This window comes from Geodermatophilus aquaeductus (genome assembly GCF_900182545.1).
Lineage (GTDB): Bacteria > Actinomycetota > Actinomycetes > Mycobacteriales > Geodermatophilaceae > Geodermatophilus > Geodermatophilus aquaeductus.
Genome location: NZ_FXTJ01000006.1, coordinates 181,567 through 202,545, shown reverse-complemented (window position 1 = coordinate 202,545; position 20,979 = coordinate 181,567). Strand labels below are relative to the sequence as shown.

Annotated in this window: 23 protein-coding genes; 11 read left to right on the top strand and 12 right to left on the bottom strand. The window is 73.1% G+C overall.

Going from position 1 to position 20,979, the window contains the following annotated elements; translation table 11 throughout:
- The first annotated feature begins 86 nt into the window (after positions 1-86).
- Together FN207_RS16320 and FN207_RS16315 are read left to right on the top strand one after the other, a co-directional pair.
- Positions 87-584, top strand: coding sequence for a hypothetical protein (locus tag FN207_RS16320; protein WP_142459530.1), 498 nt, complete (start codon positions 87-89; stop codon positions 582-584).
- Positions 585-633: 49 nt separating this feature from the next.
- The gene (locus FN207_RS16315) at positions 634-1,203 is read left to right on the top strand and encodes a TIGR03086 family metal-binding protein (RefSeq protein WP_142459529.1); all 570 of its coding nucleotides are present in this window, start codon (positions 634-636) and stop codon (positions 1,201-1,203) included.
- On the opposite strand, the gene FN207_RS16310 is transcribed toward FN207_RS16315, so the two are convergent.
- Positions 1,200-2,216, bottom strand: a complete 1,017-nt coding sequence (locus FN207_RS16310; protein ID WP_142459528.1) for a YncE family protein — start codon at positions 2,214-2,216, stop codon at positions 1,200-1,202. The genes FN207_RS16315 and FN207_RS16310 overlap by 4 nt on opposite strands.
- Before the next feature lie 77 nt (positions 2,217-2,293).
- On the opposite strand from FN207_RS16310, the gene FN207_RS16305 reads away from it, so the two are divergent.
- A complete protein-coding gene (locus tag FN207_RS16305; protein ID WP_142459527.1) occupies positions 2,294-3,091 on the top strand; it encodes an SDR family NAD(P)-dependent oxidoreductase in 798 nt (265 codons plus the stop codon).
- 28 nt (positions 3,092-3,119) lie between these two features.
- Here FN207_RS16305 and FN207_RS16300 read toward each other — a convergent pair whose 3' ends face one another.
- Complete coding sequence (locus tag FN207_RS16300; protein ID WP_142459526.1) at positions 3,120-4,298, bottom strand: LLM class flavin-dependent oxidoreductase; 1,179 nt, start codon at positions 4,296-4,298, stop codon at positions 3,120-3,122.
- A 60-nt stretch (positions 4,299-4,358) separates the two neighbouring features.
- Positions 4,359-5,411 carry a hypothetical protein gene (locus FN207_RS16295; RefSeq protein WP_142459525.1) on the bottom strand — a complete coding sequence of 351 codons (1,053 nt, stop codon included), beginning with the start codon at positions 5,409-5,411 and terminating at the stop codon, positions 4,359-4,361.
- Between the two features lie 125 nt (positions 5,412-5,536).
- On the opposite strand from FN207_RS16295, the gene FN207_RS16290 reads away from it, so the two are divergent.
- On the top strand, positions 5,537-6,283 hold the full coding sequence (locus tag FN207_RS16290) for an enoyl-CoA hydratase-related protein (RefSeq protein ID WP_142459524.1): 747 nt from the start codon (positions 5,537-5,539) through the stop codon (positions 6,281-6,283).
- Positions 6,284-6,297: 14 nt separating this feature from the next.
- Here FN207_RS16290 and FN207_RS16285 read toward each other — a convergent pair whose 3' ends face one another.
- From FN207_RS16285 to FN207_RS16245, 9 genes are all read right to left on the bottom strand, one after another.
- The gene (locus FN207_RS16285; RefSeq protein WP_142459523.1) at positions 6,298-6,669 is read right to left on the bottom strand and encodes a hypothetical protein; all 372 of its coding nucleotides are present in this window, start codon (positions 6,667-6,669) and stop codon (positions 6,298-6,300) included.
- A gap of 122 nt (positions 6,670-6,791) precedes the next feature.
- Positions 6,792-7,250 carry a hypothetical protein gene (locus tag FN207_RS16280; RefSeq protein ID WP_142459522.1) on the bottom strand — a complete coding sequence of 153 codons (459 nt, stop codon included), beginning with the start codon at positions 7,248-7,250 and terminating at the stop codon, positions 6,792-6,794.
- Positions 7,251-7,317: 67 nt separating this feature from the next.
- Complete coding sequence (locus tag FN207_RS16275) at positions 7,318-7,710, bottom strand: type II toxin-antitoxin system VapC family toxin (protein WP_142459521.1); 393 nt, start codon at positions 7,708-7,710, stop codon at positions 7,318-7,320.
- Complete coding sequence (locus FN207_RS16270; RefSeq protein ID WP_142459520.1) at positions 7,707-7,961, bottom strand: type II toxin-antitoxin system Phd/YefM family antitoxin; 255 nt, start codon at positions 7,959-7,961, stop codon at positions 7,707-7,709. Before FN207_RS16270 ends, FN207_RS16275 begins: the two co-directional genes overlap by 4 nt.
- Before the next feature lie 117 nt (positions 7,962-8,078).
- Entirely contained in the window at positions 8,079-8,702 is a 624-nt protein-coding gene (locus FN207_RS16265) for a hypothetical protein (RefSeq protein ID WP_142459519.1), read from the bottom strand.
- 30 nt (positions 8,703-8,732) lie between these two features.
- On the bottom strand, positions 8,733-10,277 hold the full coding sequence (locus FN207_RS16260) for an acyl-CoA synthetase (protein WP_142459518.1): 1,545 nt from the start codon (positions 10,275-10,277) through the stop codon (positions 8,733-8,735).
- Positions 10,278-10,370: 93 nt separating this feature from the next.
- On the bottom strand, positions 10,371-11,342 hold the full coding sequence (locus FN207_RS16255; RefSeq protein ID WP_142459517.1) for an NAD(P)H-dependent flavin oxidoreductase: 972 nt from the start codon (positions 11,340-11,342) through the stop codon (positions 10,371-10,373).
- Positions 11,343-11,366: 24 nt separating this feature from the next.
- Positions 11,367-12,695, bottom strand: coding sequence for an ABC1 kinase family protein (locus tag FN207_RS16250; protein WP_142459516.1), 1,329 nt, complete (start codon positions 12,693-12,695; stop codon positions 11,367-11,369).
- A 51-nt stretch (positions 12,696-12,746) separates the two neighbouring features.
- Positions 12,747-13,187, bottom strand: a complete 441-nt coding sequence (locus FN207_RS16245; RefSeq protein WP_142459515.1) for a VOC family protein — start codon at positions 13,185-13,187, stop codon at positions 12,747-12,749.
- Between the two features lie 312 nt (positions 13,188-13,499).
- Between FN207_RS16245 and FN207_RS16240 the strand changes: the two genes are divergently transcribed.
- From FN207_RS16240 to FN207_RS16210, 7 genes are all read left to right on the top strand, one after another.
- Entirely contained in the window at positions 13,500-13,778 is a 279-nt protein-coding gene (locus tag FN207_RS16240) for an FmdB family zinc ribbon protein (protein WP_142459514.1), read from the top strand.
- A 24-nt stretch (positions 13,779-13,802) separates the two neighbouring features.
- A complete protein-coding gene (gene fmdA, locus FN207_RS16235) occupies positions 13,803-15,056 on the top strand; it encodes a formamidase (protein ID WP_142459513.1) in 1,254 nt (417 codons plus the stop codon).
- A gap of 69 nt (positions 15,057-15,125) precedes the next feature.
- A complete protein-coding gene (locus FN207_RS16230; RefSeq protein WP_142459512.1) occupies positions 15,126-16,379 on the top strand; it encodes a sensor domain-containing diguanylate cyclase in 1,254 nt (417 codons plus the stop codon).
- A gap of 149 nt (positions 16,380-16,528) precedes the next feature.
- Positions 16,529-17,098, top strand: a complete 570-nt coding sequence (locus FN207_RS16225) for a FliH/SctL family protein (protein WP_142459511.1) — start codon at positions 16,529-16,531, stop codon at positions 17,096-17,098.
- A gap of 185 nt (positions 17,099-17,283) precedes the next feature.
- The gene (locus FN207_RS16220; protein ID WP_142459510.1) at positions 17,284-18,210 is read left to right on the top strand and encodes a hypothetical protein; all 927 of its coding nucleotides are present in this window, start codon (positions 17,284-17,286) and stop codon (positions 18,208-18,210) included.
- A 107-nt stretch (positions 18,211-18,317) separates the two neighbouring features.
- Complete coding sequence (locus FN207_RS16215; RefSeq protein ID WP_142459509.1) at positions 18,318-19,694, top strand: hypothetical protein; 1,377 nt, start codon at positions 18,318-18,320, stop codon at positions 19,692-19,694.
- Between the two features lie 356 nt (positions 19,695-20,050).
- Positions 20,051-20,833: a GP88 family protein gene (locus FN207_RS16210; RefSeq protein WP_142459508.1), complete on the top strand. Its 783-nt coding sequence runs from the start codon at positions 20,051-20,053 to the stop codon at positions 20,831-20,833.
- The last annotated feature ends 146 nt before the right edge of the window (positions 20,834-20,979 follow it).

The window sequence follows — 20,979 nt, the reverse complement described above, 5'->3', positions numbered from 1 at the left end:
GACCCCATTCAACTCCGTCTCGCGAGGGCGGCGACGCGCTGACGCGGGTGGCGCTCACGGGGCCACTCGGGAGCGACGATGACCGCATGACCGCGGGGGAGATCGTCGAGACGCACAGGTCCTGGAAGGACCAGCACGCGAAGGAGCTCTTCGAGTACGAGCGGTTGATGCAGCGGGTACTGGCTCAGAACGCTCTCGTCTGGCAGACGCCGAGTCTCGGCCTGGCGGCCCAGGCGTTCGTGCTGACGACGTCCCTCAACGGCCGCACGGACACGGTTCCGCGGTGCCTGGCGAGTGTCCTCGGCGTCCTGCTGGCGCTGATGACCATGCAGCTCATGGCCAAGCACCGCTACCTGCTCCAGCTCGACCAGGCCCGCATGCGGCAGATCGAGACCGCTGTCGGCATCGACAACCTCGCCGACCACCACCGCGAGACCCCGGTCGACGACCTGGTGGACAAGCGCTTCTACACGCGGATCAGGAGCTCCCAGGTCTGGCAGGTGGGCCTGTTCACCCTGATGCTCGTCCACGTCGCGGTCCTCGTCCTGGCACTCGTCGCGCCGTCCGTCCTGACGACGCCGTGACGGGCGCCGGCGACCGCTGAGTCCCGGGGCCGGCGGGAGTCCTACCCCCATGACGACCGACCTGGGACCAGCGGCCGCCGCCACCGCGACGGTGGTCGCCGGCATCCGCGACGAGCAGCTGACCGAGCCCACCCCCTGCGAGGGCACACCGGTGGCGGGGGTCCTCGCCCACCTCGCCGGCCTGGCCTACGCCTTCCGCATGGCCGGGGAGAAGACGCCGGTCGACGGCCAGGCCTCCGCCGACCCGGGGATGCTGCCCGCCGACTGGCGCACCCGGATCCCCGCGGAGCTCGACGCGCTGGCCGCCGCCTGGCGCGACCCGGCCGCGCACGAGGGCGTCACCGCGGCCGGCGGGGTGGAGATGCCGGGGAGGGTGGCCGCCGTCGTCGCGCTCGACGAGGTGGTGGTGCACGGCTGGGACCTCGCCGTCGCCACCGGCCAGCCCTACGACGTCGACCCGGCCGACGCCGACGCCTGCCGCGCGTTCGCCGACTCCTTCGGCGACGAGCGCCCGCCGGACCTCTACGGCCCGCGCGTGCCGGTGCCCGAGGACGCGCCCGCGCTCGACCGGCTGCTCGGCGCCACCGGCCGCGACCCCGGGTGGAAGCCGCCGGTCTAGCCGAACCGCCACAGCGTCGGCTCGCCTCGGCAGTCGCTGACGACCGATCCGCGGCCCGCGTCGTCGACGTCGGCCCCCGCGACGGCGCCGCTGTCGCACAGCTCCACCTCGCCGGTCACCTCGTCGGCGGAGAGGTCGACGGTCCGCTGCAGCACGCGCGGCACCTCGCTGTCGGCCACCGTGTCGACGAGGGTGACCTCCTCACCGGCCGGGTCGACGGCGAGGGCGGCGGGCAGGTCGCCGGGCACCGTGGCGAGCACCTCGGCGCCCCGGGCGATCGAGACCTCGCCGTTCCCGCCGACGGTCGCGTACACCTCGCCGCCGGCGACGGTCACCGGTCCGGCCGCTCCCGGGCCGAGCGGCACCTCGCTCACGGTGCCCGATGCGTCGACGGTGACGGCCGCGGCGGCACGGCCGGTGTCCGTGGCGACGACGACGCCGCCGTCCCCGGTCGTCGTGAGGTCGCGAGGCGTACCGGGCAGCGCCACCTCGGTGCGGACGGCACCGGTGGCGGGGTCGACGGCGAGCAGCCGGTCGGTGCCGTCGATGCCGGTGAGCGCAAGCCACAGCACGCCGTCGGCGGCGGTGACGTGCAGCGCGGCGACGTCGGCGCCCCCGAGCGTGCCGACCGGCTGCGGCGCGCCGGCGCCCTGGGGCCCGGCGGGGACGAGGGCCACCCGCCCGGCCGCGAACCCGACGACGACCACGCCCTCGCCGGTCGCCGCGATGCGGGTGAGCCCGGGCCGCTCGGCGTCGAGGCCGGGGACGGGCACGGCGGTGGCCGAGCCGTCGGCGGTGACGTCGGCGAGGGTGAGCGGCCCGCCGGGTGGGGCCAGCAGGACGACGGACCGGCCGTCGTGGGTGGCGGCTACGTCGAGCACGCCGGCGTCAGCTCCCGCGACCTCGGCCAGGGGGATCGGCTCCGCCCCGGGGGACGCCGTGTCCTCGACGGCTGCCCCGCCGCACCCCGTCAGCAGGAGGGCGGCGAGCAGGAGCCCGCGGCGGCGACGCACGTCGAGGGACTCTGTCAGGTCCGGCGGGCGGGGACGAGGGGTCGCGGCGCGGTCGCCGGCGCGGCATCGTCGCGGGCATGCGACCGCTGAGCGAGCAGACAGTGCTGATCACCGGCGCCACCGACGGCCTCGGCCGCGCGCTGGCCCTCGACCTCGCCGGCCGCGGCATGACCGTGCTCGTCCACGGCCGGAACGAGGAGCGGCTGCAGGCGCTGCTCGCCGAGCTGGGGCCGACGGCACGGTCGTACCGGGCCGACCTGTCGTCGCTGGCGGAGGTCCGCGCGATGGCAGAGGCGGTGGAGGCCGACGTCGACCGGCTCGACGTGCTGGTCAGCAACGCCGGCATCGGCCGCGAGGTGCCGGGCGGGCCGGAGCGGCAGGAGAGCGCCGACGGCCTCGAGCTGCGGTTCGCCGTCAACTACCTGGCCGGCTACCTGCTGACCCGCGAGCTGCTGCCGCTGCTCAAGGCGGCCGGCGAGGCGCGGATCGTCAACGTCTCCTCGGCGGCGCAGATGCCGATCGACTTCGACGACGTCCAGCTCACGCAGGGCTACAGCGGCACCCGCGCCTACAGCCAGAGCAAGCTCGCGCAGATCCTGTCGACCGTCGACCTCGCCGAGGAGCTGGCCGGCACGGGCGTCACGGTGAACGCGCTGCACCCGGCCACGTTCATGCCGACGAAGATCGTCGCCAACCCGACGTCGACGATCGAGGAGGGCGTCGAGGCGACCGCGCGGCTCGTCGTCGACCCGGAGCTTGCCGGCGTCACCGGGCGCTACTTCGACGGCCTCCGCGAGACCCGCGCGCACGAGCAGACCTACGACGCCTCCGCGCGCGAGAGGCTGCGGAGGCTGTCCGACGAGCTGGTCGGGTGACGGCGCCGCCGCCACCCGACCGACGTCGTCAGCTCTGGCCGGCCTTCTCCTTCTCGTAGCGCTCGGTCATCGTGGCCACGGCCGCCATCTGCGCGGCGGCGTAGTCCTCGCGCTTGCCCATCGCGTACTCCTTGGCGCCGAGCGTCGCCTGCGCGTGGCTGACCTCCCCGCCCTGGAAGTGCGGCATGACGTGCTGGGCGATGAGCTCCCACGAGCGCTTGGTCGCCTGCGGGTTGGCCCACTCGTGGCCGAGCAGCAGCATCGCGCCGAAGCCGCCGGACTGGTCCCACAGCCGCTGCACCTGCGCGCGGGCGTCCTCGACGGTGCCGATCGCGCCGATGCCGGCCTCGTTGATGAAGTCGATCATCTCCGTGGCGTCGCCGCCCTCGACCGCCATCTGCGGGAACGCCGCCGTCTTCTGGAAGTAGCGGAACCAGGTCTCGATGCCGAACTGCACGTCGGCGTAGGCCTGCTCCTTGGTCTCCGCGATGTGCATGAGCCCGACCAGCCGCCAGTCCCGCCGCGACGCGGTCTGGCCGTGCTTCTGCGCCTGCTCCTCGACGACGTTCCAGTGGTGGGCGAGCGCGTCGAAGCCGTCCTTGCTCAGCGTGGCGCCGATGCTCAGCAGTCCGACACCGTGCCGGCCGGCCATGCGCGGCCCGGTCGGGGAGGCGACGGCCGCGACGGCCATCTCGAAGCACGGCTGCGTGTAGGGGCGCAGGTGCAGCCGGGCGTTGACGAGGTTGTGGGTCCTGGTCTGCTGGGTGACCGTCTCGCCGCGCAGCAGCCGCATGATGATGTCGAGGTCGACCTCGAGCAGCTCGCGGGTGTCGGTGGGGGTGAGGCCCAGCATCATCGAGTCGGTGGGCAGCGAGCCGGGGCCGCAGCCGAGCATCGCGCGCCCGCGGGTGAGGTGGTCGAGCAGCACCATGCGCTCGGCCACCCAGAGCGGGTTGTGGTACGCGATCGAGGTGACGCCGGTGCCCAGCTTGATGTGCTTGGTGCGCTCGGCGGCCGCGGCGATGAAGATCTCCGGCGAGGCGATGATCTCGGTGCCGGCCGAGTGGTGCTCACCGATCCAGGCCTCGTCGTAGCCCAGCCGGTCGAGGTGCTCGACGAGCTCGAGGTCGCGCTGCAGCGCGAGCGTCGGGTTCTCGCCGGCGGGGTGGAAGGGTGCCAGGAAGGTGCCGAAGCGCAGCCGGTCCATGAGGGCCTCCTTGTCGGGGAAGGCGCCATAGTGGTCCAGGTCACACCCTGTTGGCCATGGTCAGCCGACGAGGAAGGCGGTCGTCGACGCCGCTTCGCTGCCGATGCACGAGCCGACCACCGTCAGCCGGTCGCCGCTGAGGGCCACCCGGCCGAAGGTGCCCTGCCCCTCGCACAGCCGGGCGGTGCCGAGCTGTTCGCCGCCGGCCAGGTCGAGGGTGATGACGCCGGACTCCACCTCGAAGCCGGCCACCGGCAGGTAGGCCACGCGCCCGTCGGGGGAGACGGCGAGGTCGGCGGGGATGCGGTCGGTGCCGGGGACGGCGTGGCTCGCGGTCACCTCGCCGTCCCTCACCACGACGACGCGGAACGGATCGTCGCCGGAGCCCGCGGTGAGCGTGACGACGGCGGTGCCGTCGTCGGCCAGGCGCAGCGCGGACGGGATGCTGGCCGGCCGGTCGGGGGCGAGCTCGACGGTCCCCGGCTGCCGCAGGTCCTCGTCCCACGTGCCCAGGACGGCGACGTCCGCCAGGTCGGCGGCGCGCGCGTCGCTCATCAGCGCGACCGGCCCGTCGGGACCCGCCTCGAGCTCCGCCACGGTGAGCCCCTCGCCGAGGTCCGTCTCGGCGGTGGTCTCCCCGGTCCGCGGGTCGAGGCCGACCAGCCGACCGGGGGTGGCGGCGTACAACCTGGTGCCGTCGGGGGAGAGGGCGGCGGCGGCGAGCTCCTTGAGCACGACCTCGGTGACCGTCGGATCGCCGTCCGTCGGGACCGTGGTGATCCGGTCGGGGCCGACGACGAGCGCGGTGCCGTCGTCCGCGACGAGGAGCTCCGTGCCGACGCCGTCGATCCGCCGGACCTCGCCGAGCCCGTCGGCGGTGAGCGTCGCGAGGTAGCCGACCGCGGGATCGGCGGTGCCGCCGAGGAGGACCAGTGCGCCGTCGCCGGTGGGCTCGAGGCCGAGGACGTCGACGCCGCCGGGCGCCACGGCGTCGAGGTCGACGGTGCCCGCCAGCTCGGTGAACTCCCGCGGCGGCGGGGCTTCCTCGTTCCCGCCGGTGCACCCCGCGGCCACCATCGCGACGACGGCGAGGGCGGCGCGGCGGGCGGGCATGCGGGCTCCGGGAGGTCGGTGCGGCGAGTGTGGAGCCGGGCCACCCGGGGCGGCAACCGCGCGCCGTGGTCTGATGCCCGGGATGGTCCCCGGGCCCGCGGGCCCCCAGATCCGGAGGTGCGCTCGTGGCTGACGCCGAGGTCCTGCTCGAGGTCGACGGCGGCGTGGCGGTGGTGACGCTCAACGCGCCCGACCGCCGCAACGCGCTGACGCCGGCGATGGCGTCGGAGCTGATCGGCGTGTTCGACCAGGTGGACGCCCAGCCCGAGGTCGGCGCGCTGGTGCTCCGGGCGGTGGGCAAGTCGTTCTGCGCCGGCGGCGACGTCGCGACGCTCACCAACGCCGGCAAGGACCCGGCCGCGCCCGAGAACTACGACGGCATGGGCCGCATCTACGACTCCTTCTACCGGCTCGGCCAGGTGAAGGTGCCGACCATCGCCGCCGTCCGCGGGTCCGCCGTGGGCGCCGGGATGAACATGCTGCTGGCGACCGACCTGCGGATCGTCGCCAACGACGCCCGGCTGCTGGCCGGCTTCCTCAAGCGCGGGCTGCACCCCGGCGGCGGGCACTTCGTCATCCTGTCCCGGCTGATCGGCCGCGAGGCCGCCGCGGCGATGGCGCTGTTCGGCGAGGAGATCAACGGGACCAAGGCCGTCGAGCTCGGGCTGGCGTGGGAGTCGGTGGACGAGGCCGCCGTCGAGGACCGTGCGCTGGAGCTGGCCCGCCGCGTCGCCGCCGACCCCGAGCTCGCCCGCGTGGCCGTGGGCAACTTCCGGCGCGAGGTCGTCAACGGCGCGGTGAGCTGGGAGGTCGCCACCCAGTTCGAGCGCCCCGCGCAGATGTGGTCGATGCGCCGCTCCGCCCAGGGCTGACGTCCGGCGGTTCCTCACGGCTGTCCGCAGGCTCGGTACTCGCCGTCCTCCTCGACCACGAGGAGTGTGTCGAAGTAGACCGCGGAACCCAGGTCGTGCTCGAGGTCGATGACGTAGGAGGGGCGTGCGGAGCGCTCGTTGGGTCGGACGTCCTCGACGGTGACGGTCTCGCCCTCCAGCGCGGGGCTGCGGATCTCGACTCGCAGGTCCTGCACGTCGCTCCACATCGCGAACGACTCGTGCCGTAGCTGCTCACTGCGACAGAGCAGTTCCCAGGAGGCCGCCCAGTCGTGACGCTCGTTGGCGGTGAGGAAGGCCTCGGCCACCGCGCGCGGTGAGCGGTGGGCGTCCGTGAACGTCAGCCAGGCGGCGACACCGGCGGTCACCAGGACCACCGCGACGACCGCCGCACCGGCGATGCGGATGCGGCGTCGCCTTCTGGGATGAACAGGAGGCGGTGCCACCGCGACGTCGTCATGGTCCTCGCGAGACCAGCCGTAGCGCACCGTCACCGCGGACCGTCCGTCGACCGCGCGACCCGGCCGAGGAAGTACTGCGCCTCGACCAGTGGCTCGACCCGCCCTCCGGCGGCGAGGTGCAGGCTCCAGGCCTGGTCCAGCGCGTCGCCGAGGACGTCGTGGAATGCCATCAGCCAGTCGGTGTCGTCCGCGGTCTCGACCGGCTCGCCGGGACGGCAGAGCGCCATCGCGAGCAGGACGTCGTTGGACCCGTGGGAGGCGGCCACCTCGTCGTGGACGCCGAGCAGGCCGCTGACCAGGCTCAGGTCGGGCCGGTCGGGGAGGTCCTCGACGGGCAGGAGGACGGGGGACTGCCGGCCGTCCGGGCCGAACCAGGCCAGCCAGAGACTGCGGGTGTCGAAGAGCAGTGGCTGCAGCAGGCTCGCCCAGCGGCGGGTGAGCGCGAGCGGTGAGCGGACGGGGACGTCGGCGAGGAGTGGAGTCGTCACGCGGCACACCGTGGCAGCGCGAGACGACCGGCCCGGGAGTTTTCCACAGGCCGACGGAGTCGGTCTGTCAGACGGGAATGACGCGGAGGTCGCTGATCTCGGCGAGCGCCCGGTAGTCGGCGTCCTGGGTGACCACGGGGACGTCGTGCGCCAGCGCGGTGGCGGCGATCCAGGTGTCGTTGACGTGTACCCGTTGACCGGCCGTGGCCAGGAGGAGTCGCAGCCGGGCCCACTCGTCGGCCACGGCTGTGTCGATGGGCAGGGGATTGAGGTCGGCCACGGTCTGCAGGGTGGACAGCCGGCGGGACCGGACGGAGACGTCCGTGGCGGCGAGGACGCCGGCGCGCAACTCGCCGTAGGTCACGACGGAGACGGCGACCTCGTCCGGCAGTGCCGAGACGTCGAGCCCCCGCCCCTCACGGGCGATGAAGACGCTGGTGTCCAGGAGCCCGCGACTCACGGGATGGGGCCGAGCTCGTCGGTGTCCCCGGTGAGTGGGCGCAGGTCTTCTCTCAGTCCCGGATCGGCCTGCGCCCTCGCCAGCCGCGCGGCGAACACAGCCTTCGGCGTCCAGGAGGACCGGTGCTCGTGGAGCGGGCCCAGCTCGGCGACGGGCTCGCCGTTCACGGTCACCTGCACGACCTCGCCCGCGGCGGCCCGCCGGAGGACGCCGGCCGTGTCGTTGCGCAGCTCTCTGGATGCCACCCGCATGGCTACGACTGTAGGCCAGATGTAGCACCCGGAGGAGGGGATGCGAGGTCAAGGTGCGGCGTGCCGGGGAGGGGAACAGGAGGTCGGAACCGAGCAGGCGGTGCACGGGCGCGGCTGTCACACGGCCTCGGGGACGTGCAGGTGGGCGAGGACGAGGTCCATCTCGGCGACGTCCACGATCTTGGCGCCCATGGCCTGCGCGAACTGGTCGCGCAGTGACCGGGCGTGCTTGCGCACCAGCCCGGCGGCATCGCGGTTCTCGAAGCTGGTGACGCTGACCGTCCGGCCGAGGCGCCGGTCGACCAGCATGCTGACGCTGCAGAAGCCGGGCAGTTCCTGCAGGCGCGGCAGGAGGTTGCTGCGGTAGGCCTCGAGCAGGTCGTCGAGGTGGTTCGGTGCGATGCGGGCCCAGGTGACCTGTGCGCCGGCGCCGTCCCCGGCCGGACGGTCCCGGTGGAGGACCGCGATGTCCCACTCCTGGACGTCGGCGTGCGCGCCGCCGAGGATGTGCGCGAGGCGGTGCTGGACGGTGCGGTCCTCGGCGGCGGTGGCGCGCATGGCCTGCTCGTCCCTCCACGCGGTCGCGACGATGCAGCGGCCGCCGTCGCGGTCGGTGAGCATGGAGAGGCCGATGCAGCCGTCGGTCCCCTGCACCGTCGGGAGCACGTCGTCGCGCACGTAGGCGATGGCGGCGTCGATGTCGGCCGCGTTGCCGCGGATGCTCGTGGACCGTGCGTGCATGCGCCGCTCTCCTCCTTGTCGGGCAACTCGTCAGTGGACGGCGCGCTCCTGTCCGGCCCAGTACGGCTCGCGCAGCTCGCGCTTGAGCACCTTGCCGGCCGCGGACAGGGGCAGCCCGTCGGCGACCTCCATCGACCGCGGCGTCTTGTAGCCGGCGAGCCGGCCGGCGCAGAACGCGTGCAGCTCCTCCAGGGTGACGGTGGCGCCGGCGGCCGGGACGACGACGGCGTGGACGCGCTCGCCCCAGGTCTCGTCGGGGACGCCGATGACCGCGCAGGTGGCCACCGCCGGGTGCTGGGCGAGGACGCTCTCCACCTCGACCGAGTACACGTTCTCCCCGCCGGAGATGATCATGTCCTTGAGGCGGTCGGTGAGGGAGACGTACCCCTCGTCGTCCATCCAGCCGGCGTCGCCGGTGTGCATCCAGCCGCCGCGCAGGGCCTCGGCGGTGGCCTCGGGCCGGTCCCAGTAGCCGAGCATGACGTTGCCGCCGCGGACGAGGATCTCGCCGACCTCCCGGCGGGGGAGCTCGGCGTCGTCCGGCCCGACGACGCGCACCTCGGTGCAGGGAGCGGCGCGGCCGACCGAGCGCCGGTGGACCGGGTCCTCGTGGTCCTCCGGGGTGAGCAGGGTCGCGACGGGTGCGAGCTCGGTCATCCCGTAGGCCTGGACGAAGCTGGCGTTGGGGAGACCCTTCACCGCACGGCCCAGCAGGGCGTCGGACATCGGAGAGGCGCCGTAGAGGACACGCCGGAGGCTGGTCAGGTCGAAGTCGTCGACCCGTGGGGAGTCGACCGTCAGCTGGATCATCGTGGGCACCAGCAGGACGTCGGTGACCCGGTGCTCCTGGACGGCGGCCAGGACCGCGACCGGGTCGAACGCCGGGATCATCACCTGGGTGCCGCCGACGATCCCTCCGGTGACCCAGGCGGAGAAGTCGGCGAGGTGGAACATCGGCGCGGCGTGCAGGTACACCCGGTCCGGCGGTGTGGCCACGCCCGCGAGGTACCCCATGGACGACGTCAGCAGGTTGTCGTGGCTGAGCATGACGCCCTTGGACCGGCCGGTGGTGCCGCCGGTGTAGAAGACGCCGGCGAGCTGGTCGCCGCCGCGGCGGGCGTCCTCGACGGGCTCGTGCGTCCCGACCAGATCCTCGAAGGCGAGCATCCCGTCGGGGGTGGGGCCGTCGCCCGCGTGCACGACGTGCTGCAGGCCGTCGTGAGCGGCCCTGATGCCCTCGACGCAGCCGGCGAGGGCGTCGTCGACGACGAGGACCCGCGCACCGACCTCGGCGAGCGACTCGGCCATCTCCGGGACGCTCCAGCGGAAGTTGACCGGGACGACGACGCCGCCGGCCCACAGCGTCGCGGCGAGGAACTCGTGGTAGCGGTCGGAGTTCAGGGACAGGATGGCGGCGCGCTCGCCGTCGGCCACCCCCAGGCCCTGGAGGGCGGCCGCCAGCCGGGCGATCCGGTCGACCGACTCGGCATGCGTCCTGGTGCGGCCGGCGCAGACGGTGGCGACCTCGTGCGGGCGTTGCTGGACGTGGCGGTGCAGACCCTGGGTGACATACACGGTGCCGACCTCCCGTTTCCGGTGAGGCCCCGGATCGTGGCGCCGGCGACGTCCGCGGAGACAGAGGCGGACGGCCCGGGGCCACCCGCACGGCTACGACTGTGCGCCATCCGGAGCACGCCGCTCGAGGGTCGCCATCAGCTCGGCGACGACGTCGGCGGCCGGCCGGACGGCGGTCACCGCGCCGACGCCGGCGCCCGCGTACATGGCCATCGCGTCGAGGTGGCCCTCGGCGCCGGCCACGGGCGGGAGGCCGGACCCGCGCGGCACGGGCACCCGGGTGCCGCCCATCGACACCGTCCCGACGACGTCGCCGTCCAGCTCGGCGAGCCGCTCCACGGCGGCGCGCAGCACCCGGGCCCGCGGGCTGGTGGCGCAGAGCGGGCAGACGGCGAACGCGTCGGTGACGACGGTGCTGTCGCCGGCGGCGTCGACGACGGCCTGCCTGTACGCCGGGGAGGCGCCGGACTCGGTCGTCGCGAGGAACCGTGTGCCGATCCGGGCGCCGGCCGCGCCGGCCGCCATGACCTCGGCGAAGGAGCGCCCGTCGGTGATGCCGCCGGCCGCGAGGACGGGGACGTCGACGGCGTCGAGCACCTCGCGCAGCAGGGGGAGGAGCGGCTCGGAGCCCCGCACGTGCCCGCCGGCCTCGACGCCCTGGACGGTGACGACGTCGCAGCCGGCGTCCACCGCCGCGCGCGCCTCGGCGACCGATCCGACCTGCCAGTTGACCAGCGCCCCGGCCCGGTGGGCGAGCTCCACGAGCCGCGGCGAGGGGTCGAACCAGAAGAAGTCGACGAGCCGCACCCGCTCGGCGATGTCCTCGACCACCTGCTCGTCGACGTCCGGGGTGAGGACGTTGGCGGACAGCACGCCGGACGTGCGCCGGCGCATCCCGTCCAGGAGCCGGAGCAGGACCTCCGGTGGCACGCCGAGCGCGCTGACCGTGCCGACCCCGCCGGCGTCGGCGACCGCCACGGCCAGGTCCGGCGAGGAGACCGCCCCCATCGGGGCCTGCTGGATGGGAACGGAACAGCCGACCAGCGCGGTGAAGGACGTCTCCACGACCGGCCTCCTCTCGGTGCGGGATCAGACCTGCGTGTCGTAGCCGGGCAGCCACCGGCGGATCTCGGCGTCGACGGCGACGGTGGCACCCAGGGAGCAGAGGACGCCGGTCATCCCGACGGCCACGCGCTGGAGCAGCAGGTGCCGCGGCGGGATGGTGAGCCGGCGCTGGGTGCGGGCGGGAGCGCTGAACGGGTCGGAGGCGAGCCGGGTCTGCTCCTGGATCCAGGCCCGGGTGAACGTGTAGGTGGGGCTGCGCAGCGGCTCCAGGTAGCGGTCGAGCAGGGCCATCAGGGCGTCCGGGGTCACGGCCTTCGGCTGCAGCAGCCCGGCGGTGGCGGCGATGCGGTGCAGGGCGGCGGCGTCGCGGTCCCGGCCGGCGGCGAGCAGCGGCCCGAGCTTCACCGGCCAGCCGGACGGCAGGGCATCGGTGGCGCCGAAGTCGAGGACGCCGAGCCGGCCGTCGGGCAGCAGCCGGAAGTTGCCGGGGTGCGGATCGCCGTGCAGCCGGCGGGCGCGCACGGGCGCGGAGGCGAACAGCCGCACCAGCAGAGACCCGGCGCGGTCCCGGTCGTCCTGTCTGCCGTCGGCGATGACCCGGGACAGCGGCGTGCCGTCGATCCACCGGCTCACCAGCACGCGATCCTCGACGGCGAACACGTCGGGGACGGCGATGTCGGGGTCGTCGCGGTAGGCGTCGGCGAAGGCCATCTGCGTGTCGGCCTCGAGGACGTAGTCGACCTCCTCGACCAGCCGCGCGCGCAGCTCCGCGAGCAGTTGCCGCGCGTCGAGACCGGGCACGGCCGCCTGCACGACCGGCGCGACCGTCTGCATCATCCCGAGGTCGGCGACGAGCGCCTCGCCGGCGCCCGGGTACTGGATCTTCACGGCCACCGGGGTGCCGTCGGACCAGGTGGCGCGGTGCACCTGCCCGACGCTGGCCGCGGCGACCGGCCGGTCGTCGAAGTCGCGGAGGAGCTGCCGCCAGCCGGCCGGGAACGCCTCGTCGAGCTGCTGGTGCACCATCGCGGTGGGCATGGCCGGCGCCGCGTCCTGCAGCCGGACGAGCGCCTCGCGGTAGGGGCCGGCCAGCTGCTCGGGCAGCGCGGCCTCCATCGCCGACATCGCCTGGCCGACCTTCATGGCGCCGCCCTTGAGCTGGCCGAGGGTGGCGAACAGCTGCTCGGCGGTGCGCTGCTGCACCTGTGCGGCGACCGCCTCGGCGGGCCGGCCGCCGATGCGCTTGCCGATCCCGACGGCGGTGCGGCCGGCGAACGCCGCGGGCAGCGCGGCGAGCCGGGCGGTGCGGGCGAGGCGGCTGTGCGTCGGCCCGCCGGTGCCGGGCTGGTCCACCGGCGGACGGTAGCGCCGGTCGGCTGCGCCGCGGTGCCGGTCGTGCGCGGCTCAGCCCGGCAGGTGCACCAGCTCCAGCTGGAGGTTGTCCGGATCCCGGAACACCAGGACCGAGTACGGCATGGGGTCGGTCGTGTCGGTCACGCCGGCGTGCTCCACGCCCTGCTCGTCGAGCCACGAGGCCCAGGCATCGAGATCCTCCCGGGAGGACACCGCCCACGCGAAGTGGTCCAGACCCGTCGCCGCCTCACTGGCCGGCGTCCCTGGGTTGGAGACGTGGCGGTGGATCCCGATCGCCCACCCCTGGGCCGGTTCGAGGAGGAGGACGGCGTGCCCGGACTCCTCCGCGCCGTGGTGCGGGAACGTCATCGGGAGCGGCTGGAGCCCCAGCACGCGCTGGTACCACGCGACGCTCGCGTCGAGGTCCGTGGCTGTGATCCCGATGTGGTGGTAACCCGTGATGGCCGGTCGGGCCTGAGTGGGAGCGGTCACGTCGCCCTCCTGACTGACTGCCTGGACCGGTGTCCGGCTGGCGGGTTTCCTGGCCGGTGAGGTCCGGAGCGTGGTGCCGGCGACGTCCGTGGCGACAGAGGCGGACGGCCCGGGGGGCCGAGCAGGCGACGTCCTGACACCGTGGCGTGACCCGCCGGTGCCACCGGGTGAGCACGCGCAGGTCGGGGGACAGGACGCGGGCCGTCGGGGGTTGGCCTGCCGTCCCGCGTCCCCCGAGGCTCGCGGGCGGAGCCGCGGCGACGCGGCGCCCGCCAGCCGGGGACCCGGTGGCGCGGAGCGGAAGGGTCCGCCGTGGCCATCTACCAGTACCGGTGCGCCGAACACGGCCTGCTGGAGGTCGCCCGCCCGATCGGCACCGCGGCCGACTCCGAGCCCTGCCCCGACTGCGCGACCCCCGCGCCCCGCGTCTTCACCGCTCCGCGCCTGGCGCTCGGGTCGGCCCGCAACCGGGCGCTGATCGACCGCACCGCGCGCACTGCCGACCAGCCCGCGGTGGTCTCCGCCCCGCCGTCCCGGCGGGCCGTGCCACAGGCGCACGACCCGGCGCTCGCCCGCCTGCCCCGTCCCTGACCCGTCCCCGCCCGGAGGTCCGCCGTGCCCGAGGTCGTCTTCCCCCTCGACTCCAGCAGGTCGTTCACCGACCAGGAGCTGGTCGGCCACAACCGCTGGCACCCCGACATCCCGCCGGCGGTCACCGTGCGCCCGGGCGACGTCTTCCGGGTGCACTGCCGCGAGTGGTTCGACGGCGCCATCCACAACGACGACTCCGCCGACGACGTCCGGGACGCGCCGCTGTCCCGGGTGCACGCGCTGTCCGGGCCGATCGCGGTGGAGGGAGCCGAGCCCGGGGACCTGCTGCTCGTCGACATCCTCGACCTGGGCCCGATCCCGCAGGAGGACGCCGGCCCGCTGGCCGGGCAGGGCTGGGGTTACACCGGCATCTTCACGAGGACGAACGGCGGCGGGTTCCTCACCGACCAGTTCCCCGACGCCTACAAGGCCATCTGGGACTTCCGCGGGCAGACGGCGACGTCGCGGCACGTGCCGGGGGTGTCCTACACCGGGATCACCCATCCCGGGCTGATGGGCACCGCGCCGTCGGCGGACCTGCTGGCGCGCTGGAACCGGCGGGAGGGCGCGCTGATCGCCACCGACCCGGACCGCAACCCGCCGCTGGCCCTGCCGCCGCTGCCGGACGACGCGATCCTGGGCTCCCTGTCCGGCGAGGACTTCGACCGGGTGGCGGCGGAGGCCGCGCGGACGGCGCCGCCTCGGGAGAACGGCGGCAACCAGGACATCAAGAACTTCACGCGCGGCAGCCGGGTGTTCTACCCGGTGTTCGTGCCGGGGGCGAACCTGTCGGTGGGCGACCTGCACTTCTCCCAGGGCGACGGCGAGATCACCTTCTGCGGCGCCATCGAGATGGGCGGCTTCATCGACCTCCACGTCGACCTGCTCAAGGGCGGCATGCAGACCTACGGGGTGGCGGAGAACGCGATCTTCCTGCCCGGCAACGTCGAGCCCCGCTACGACCGGTGGCTGGCCTTCTCGGGCACCTCGGTGACGCTGGACGACGAGCAGCACTACCTCGACTCCGACCTGGCCTATCAGCGGGCCTGCCTGCACGCGATCGACTATCTGACGAAGTTCGGCTACAGCCCCGAGCAGGCGTACCTCCTGCTCGGCTCGGCGCCGATCGAGGGCCGGCTGTCCGGCGTCGTCGACATCCCCAACTCCTGCGCGACCGTCTACATCCCCACCGGGATCTTCGAGTTCGACGTCGAGCCGTCGGCCTCCGGGCCGGTGCGCATCGACCCGGGGATGGGCGCGCCCAGGTCGTCCGCCTGAGCGATCCGGGTGCGGCGCCGTGCCGCAGCGTGTTCCTTCGGTGACACCCCGCAGCTAGGGTGCGCGCCCGTGAGCGCCGCCGTCCCGACGCCCCGCCTGCCCGAGTCCGTCCTGCCCAGCCCGCGGTCCGCCGTCGCCGATCCGGCCCGGCTGGCCGCGATCGCCAGCTACCGGCTGCCGGGGCACGCGGGGGTGTCCGACCTCGACGCCGTCGTCGCGTACATGGCGCGGACGGTGGAGGCGCCGATCGCGATGATCAACCTGGTCGGGCCGGACGAGCAGTGCTACCCAGCCGAGCGGGGCGCGGGCGCGCCGTACTCGCACGTGCCCGACGAGCTGTCGTTCTGCGCGTACGTGGTGGCGCTGCGGGCGCGGCTGCACGTGGCCGACGCGCTCGAGCACCTGATCTTCCGTGACAAGCCGGCCGTGGCGGCCGGCGCGATCCGCTCCTACCTCGGCGTGCCGCTGATCGACGAGGACGGCTTCGTCCTCGGCTCGCTCGGCGTCTTCGACGACGAGCCGCGGGCGTTCTCCCGGGCGGAGGAGGAACTGCTCGAGAACCAGGTCCGGCTGGTGCGCAGCGTGCTGTCGCTGCGGCGGCAGGTGACCGCGCACCGGTGGGACGCCGGTCTGCTGGCGGCGCAGGGCCGGACGCTGGAGGCGGTGGCGGCCGGGCTGCCGCTGGAGTCGGTGCTCGAGACGTTGACCTCGTCGACGGCGGGGCTGAGCGTGGACGCGGACGTCGACCAGGCCGTGCGGCTGCAGGAGACGGTGGACCGGCTGACCGCGGTGGCGACCAAGGCCGACGGGTGGAAGCAGGCGCTGCTGCGGTCGGCGCGTCAGGACCCGCTGACCGGCCTGGCCAACCGCAGCCACCTGCTCGACACCGGCCGGGCGGCGCTGGCCGTCGGGGGAGCGGTGCTGTTCGTGGACGTCGACCGGTTCAAGGAGGTCAACGACCGCGGCGGGCACGCGGTGGGGGACCAGCTGCTCGTCCGGCTCGCCGACCGGCTGCGCCGGCACGTGGAGAGGGAGCTGCCGGGCGCCGTGGTCGGCCGGCTGGGTGGGGACGAGTTCGTGGCGGTGCTACCCGGGGTGGACGCGGCTACTGCGGAGGCCATCGGGCACGGGCTCGCCGCCGCCCTGGTGGACGAGGTCGAGGTGGGACGCCGGACCGTGCGGGTCTCGGCCTCCATCGGGCTGGCGATGGCTGCGCCCGGGACGACGCTGGACGAGGTCCTCTCACTGGCGGACCGGGCGATGTACGGCGCCAAGGAACGCGGCCGCGGCGTCCTGCACGTGGTTGAGGACCCGCCGGCGTAGGTCTCTCGCGCGTTAGATCGCGACGCCTCGGCAGTTATCGGATGTCTCATTCGAGGTGACCTGCGGTGCGTCGAGGGCTCATCTGGTCGTGTGGTTGTTAGTCCTCTGTTGATCGGGACGAGATCCACCGTCCCCTGCGGAGGACGAGCGTGATGACCAGCCCTGTCGACGCGGACACCACCCCTGTGGTGAAGAGCCCGCCGCCTCCTCGGCGACGCCGGTTTGGGCTCGTCCTCCTGAGCTGCATCAGCGTCGCGATGACCGCTCTCGCAGTACTCGCCTTCATCTCTGGGCGGGGGGATGCGGACGCTACTGCCGACCTCGTCGAGCAGGCGAGGTCCGAGGGAGTTGCGGAAGGCAGCTCTGCGGGCGTCACCGCCGGCAGGAGCCAGGCAGAGGCGTCACCCAGACAGCAGCACGCCCGGGAGCTGGCCGAGGCGACACTGAGCGCGTACAACGCGGGAGCAGAGTTCGCCTACCCGTCAGGGGTCGCCGACGGTCACAGCGCGGGCTACGAGGAGGGCCACGCGGCTGGCCTCAGCGAGGGCTACGCGGAAGGCCAGCTCGACGGCCAGGCGGTTGGCGAGGCGGTTGGCTACAACGACGGCTACCGAGCCGGAGAAGCCGCCGGTTACGACGAGGGGTACGACGACGGCCTGGACGCCGGCGCTTCGCGCTACGCGTACTGCCAAACCCGCAGCATCAGCGTCTACTGCTAGGCGCCAACCGGCGGCACCTTCGCGAGGGCGGACAGCCGACGTCAACAGATCAAGCTCCGCCCGCAGGGAGCGTGTCTGGGGCCTCCATCACTCGATTGCGGCACGACATGGTCCGCTTCCTCTGGATCGCCGGTCGTGCATGCGAGCCTTTGGCGTCCGTTTTCTTGAAGACAGGAGAGTCCTCCGTGCGGCTGTTCCCGATGTTCGATGCAAAGAGCCTCGCGGAGGAGAACCAGAAGGCACACGAGGAACTCCTGGCCGCCAAGGAGAAGGCGGAGCAGCAGGCAGCCGGAGCCCAGATGAGGCTGGACGCGGCCTACGCGAAAGGGTTCGACACCTACCTCAGCCCCTTCGCCACACAATTCGCGCGTCTGCGGAACGTCGAGCTGAGCGATCTCCCGACCATCACGGCGGTGCCCGAGCTGCGGGCCATGGACGTCAAGCTGCGCGATGTCGGCTTCAAGGCCGTGGACGGACTGGCTGCCCTGGCGGGCGGCACCGCCGCCGGTGCGGCGGCCGGAGGACTGACCTTCGCCGCCGTCGGGGCCCTGGCAGCTGCCTCGACAGGCACTGCCATCTCTGCGTTGAGTGGAGCTGCGGCAACCAGTGCGACGCTGGCCTGGCTCGGCGGAGGATCACTCGCGGCCGGAGGCCTCGGTGTCGCGGGCGGAACTGCGGTGCTCGCCGGTGTGGTGGCTGCGCCGGCGGTCCTTCTCGCCTACGGATTCCTGTGGTGGAAGGGCGAGGCTGCGTACCAGGAGCAGGTCAAGGCCCAGCAGGAGCTGGAGGTAGCCAAGAGCGAGATGACCGTCCAGGTGGCGAAGGTCGATGCCGCCGTCAAGCGCATCAGGGACACGGCCCGCGTGGTCCGTGCGCTCGGGGCCTGCGGTCGCCCGCGGCTCAAGAAGCTCACAGCGCTGATCGACACCAACGATGACTACGCCACCTACACGCCGGCCCAGCGGGCGCTCGTCGCTGAGCTCGCCGGCGTGGCGCAGGCCATGGCCGCCGTCATCGCCTGCCCGATCATCGACGAAGACGGGCGAGTGACGGCGATGTCCGACAGGACCTTCACCGCCGCCAACAGGCTCGCCGACCGCCTGGCCGCATGAGCGGATCACCTTTCGATGGGCGTCCAGCACTCGCGGACGCAACCCAGGAGGCAGCCGCTCGAGCCGCTGCTCACGCGGCTACCCACGTGGGTCGGCAGCAGCTCGCCATGCTGCTGCAACAGCGTGAGGTCGCAGCACGGATGGCCGAGCGGTTCGGCAAGCTCGGCCAGGAGCAGCGACAGGGACACGTCTTCGAGTGGATGCATGAGCTCTCGTACAACCTCAAGGCGGTAGCGCAGGACGAAGAGGCGCGGCTCCGTGTCACCACGTGGCTCGGTGAGCCGCATGCTGCTGCAGACCTCCGCGTGTATGGCGCCTCGGGCGACGTGCTGAGTGAGGTCCAGGCGAAGGTTGTCAGTGGAGCCGCACGACGGCTGGCCCCGACGGACGGACTCTCCGCACACAAGTACGAGGGGATGCAGCTCCTCGTACCGAGCGACCACCTGACCGGGACGCAGGAGCTGATCGACCAGCGACTGGGGATGCCAGAGGGGCCTTTCCATGCGCGATACGCGGACGTCCGCGAGCGGCTCACCGACCGGATTGTCAGCGGGGAGGTCTCCTCGACCCCGGTGAGCACGAGCGACGTCGCAGGGGCGGCGTGTGACCCGCAGGCGTACCTGCAGTCGTTGATCAGGTCACAACAGCTCCGCGACATCGCGCGCGCCGGCGGTGCGGCAGCACTAACGGCCGGGCTCACGACCGGCTTGGTCGAAGTCGCGACTTCCTACGTCCAGGCGGGAACACGCGAGGGCATCCCTTGGCCGGAAGTCGCCCGCCGAGCGGCGCAGAGCGCGCTCAAGGCCGGAACCATCGCCTGCCTCAGTGAGGGCATCGCCGGCGCTGCGCAGCACGCCGCGGAGGCGGGAGCCGGGTCCTGGGTCGGCGCGGTGGTCGAGGGCGGCTTTGACCACGTCCTCGGCAGAGCGGTGTTCGGGTTGGCAGGCATCGCGCACGGGGTCGCCACCGGTCGGCTGACTGCCGACGCGGCAGCGTGGGCAGCGGCTGAGACCCTCACCAAGGGCGTCGCCGGATGGGCATGTGCCGCAGTGGGCCAGGCGGTGATCCCCGTCCCGATTGTGGGGGCGGTGATCGGCCAGGTGGTCGGCCAGTACGGAGCTGTCATGTTGGTCCAAGGACTGCGGATGGCGGTCACGGCTCGTGACAGGTCGGCCGCATGGGACGCGGAGTACGAGGCGCTGCTGCGCCACACCGCCGAGGTCCAGGCTGCTGCCGCAGAGGAGCTCCGCGAAGTGGAGGCGGCTCTGGCGGCCTATGACGTTGGCTTCCGCCGGTTGGTGCTGCCTCGGCTGGACGCGATCCAGGCTGCCCTGGGCACGGGCAGACCGGACGACGTCTTGGCCGACCTGGCGGACCTCACTCACACGTACTTGGGGACGCCGGTGTTTGCCTCGATCGCGGAGTTCGACGCGTTGATGCAGGACCGGGACTTCACCCTCGTTCTAGACCTGGGTGGCGTCTGACCGCCTCGGGCTGACGCGCGACGTGATGGCCCGGCCTGATGCGCGTGTTTCACCCCAGGCCTGGGGCCGGTGAGCAGCCATGTGCCCGCAGTGCGGTTGCTCGTGCCTCGGCGCGTCCCCGTGCGAGCGGGCCTTTCCTTCGCCGCTCGAGACCTGGAGCCTCCACGTGCATCGGCGAGGAGGACGCCATGAGATGTTGACCAGGGCGGGTCGTATGGGAGCGCGACTTGGTGGAGTGGGTGCAGGTCCGGTGAGAGCCGCTCGGCCGCAGAGGCCGAGACCCGTCTCCAGCAACGTCGGCACTCACGGGCCCGATCCGCCCACACCGGTACACGTGTCACTGGCGCCGAGGCTGGATGTCCAGCTCGGCTGTTTCGGCCAGGTGCCGAGTGAGCCTCAAGCGGTCCGCGGACCGCAAGGTGACCAACCTGCCGTCCCCCAACGGCAAGACAGCCAAGATCGCCAACAGCTTCGGTCTACCCGCCGGACGCGGCTACTCCTGTCCCGGAGCAACGGAGACCTGCCAGCGCGTCTGCTACGCCGGCAAGCTCGAGAACCTCTACAAGGGCCTCCGCGAAGTGCTCACCGCGAACCTGGCAGAGCTCGTCGCGCTCGACCGCGCCGGCATGGCGCGCTTGCTGGGCGACATGATCGCCGACTTCCGGGCCGACTGTGAGCGCGCCGAGGCCAGAGGAGCGAGAGTCCCGAGGGACTTCCGCATCCACTGGGACGGCGACTTCTTCTCCTGGGAGTACGCGCAGGCATGGGCGGACGTGGTCCGAGACAACGCTGACGTCCGCTTCTGGGTGTACACGCGCAGCTTTGACCCTCGTTCGCTCGACGTCCTACCGGCCTTGGCCGATCTCACAAATCTGTCCGTCTACCTGTCTGTGGATCCCGACAATCTCGAGGCCGCTGCAGCTGCGCGGAAGCGACACCCGTGGGTTCGATGGGCTTATCTGGCCGAGACATTCGCCGACGGTCGAGCGGACCTCGACGGCCTCCCGGGCAAGCGTTACCCGTGCCCCGAGAACGGAAGGCGGATCCCCCTGATCAGCGCCAAGGGGTCCGCCTGCATCCGGTGTGGCATCTGTCCCAGCGGCCGAGGCGACGTCGTCTTCTCCGTGGCGAAGCGGTAGCGCTGCTGGCTCACCACGGTGACGCACGTCTGGACTGGCCGCGCTACATCGCTGGCTGTCGACGGACAACCCGAGGACGTCCCCGGATGGGCGGTGAGTCACGGTCGGCTCAACTGCCCGTGTCGCGTCTTCACCGACCGATCAGG

Bases quoted from the DNA above. Each gene is read 5' to 3' on its own strand.
- FN207_RS16320 (WP_142459530.1), top strand. From the start codon at position 87: ATGACCGCGGGGGAGATCGTCGAGACGCACAGGTCCTGGAAGGACCAG.
- FN207_RS16315 (WP_142459529.1), top strand. From the start codon at position 634: ATGACGACCGACCTGGGACCAGCGGCCGCCGCCACCGCGACGGTGGTC.
- FN207_RS16305 (WP_142459527.1), top strand. From the start codon at position 2,294: ATGCGACCGCTGAGCGAGCAGACAGTGCTGATCACCGGCGCCACCGAC.
- FN207_RS16300 (WP_142459526.1), bottom strand. From the start codon at position 4,298: ATGGACCGGCTGCGCTTCGGCACCTTCCTGGCACCCTTCCACCCCGCC.
- FN207_RS16295 (WP_142459525.1), bottom strand. From the start codon at position 5,411: ATGCCCGCCCGCCGCGCCGCCCTCGCCGTCGTCGCGATGGTGGCCGCG.
- FN207_RS16270 (WP_142459520.1), bottom strand. From the start codon at position 7,961: ATGCGGGTGGCATCCAGAGAGCTGCGCAACGACACGGCCGGCGTCCTC.
- FN207_RS16265 (WP_142459519.1), bottom strand. From the start codon at position 8,702: ATGCACGCACGGTCCACGAGCATCCGCGGCAACGCGGCCGACATCGAC.
- FN207_RS16215 (WP_142459509.1), top strand. From the start codon at position 18,318: ATGCTGCTGCAACAGCGTGAGGTCGCAGCACGGATGGCCGAGCGGTTC.
- FN207_RS16210 (WP_142459508.1), top strand. From the start codon at position 20,051: ATGTCCAGCTCGGCTGTTTCGGCCAGGTGCCGAGTGAGCCTCAAGCGG.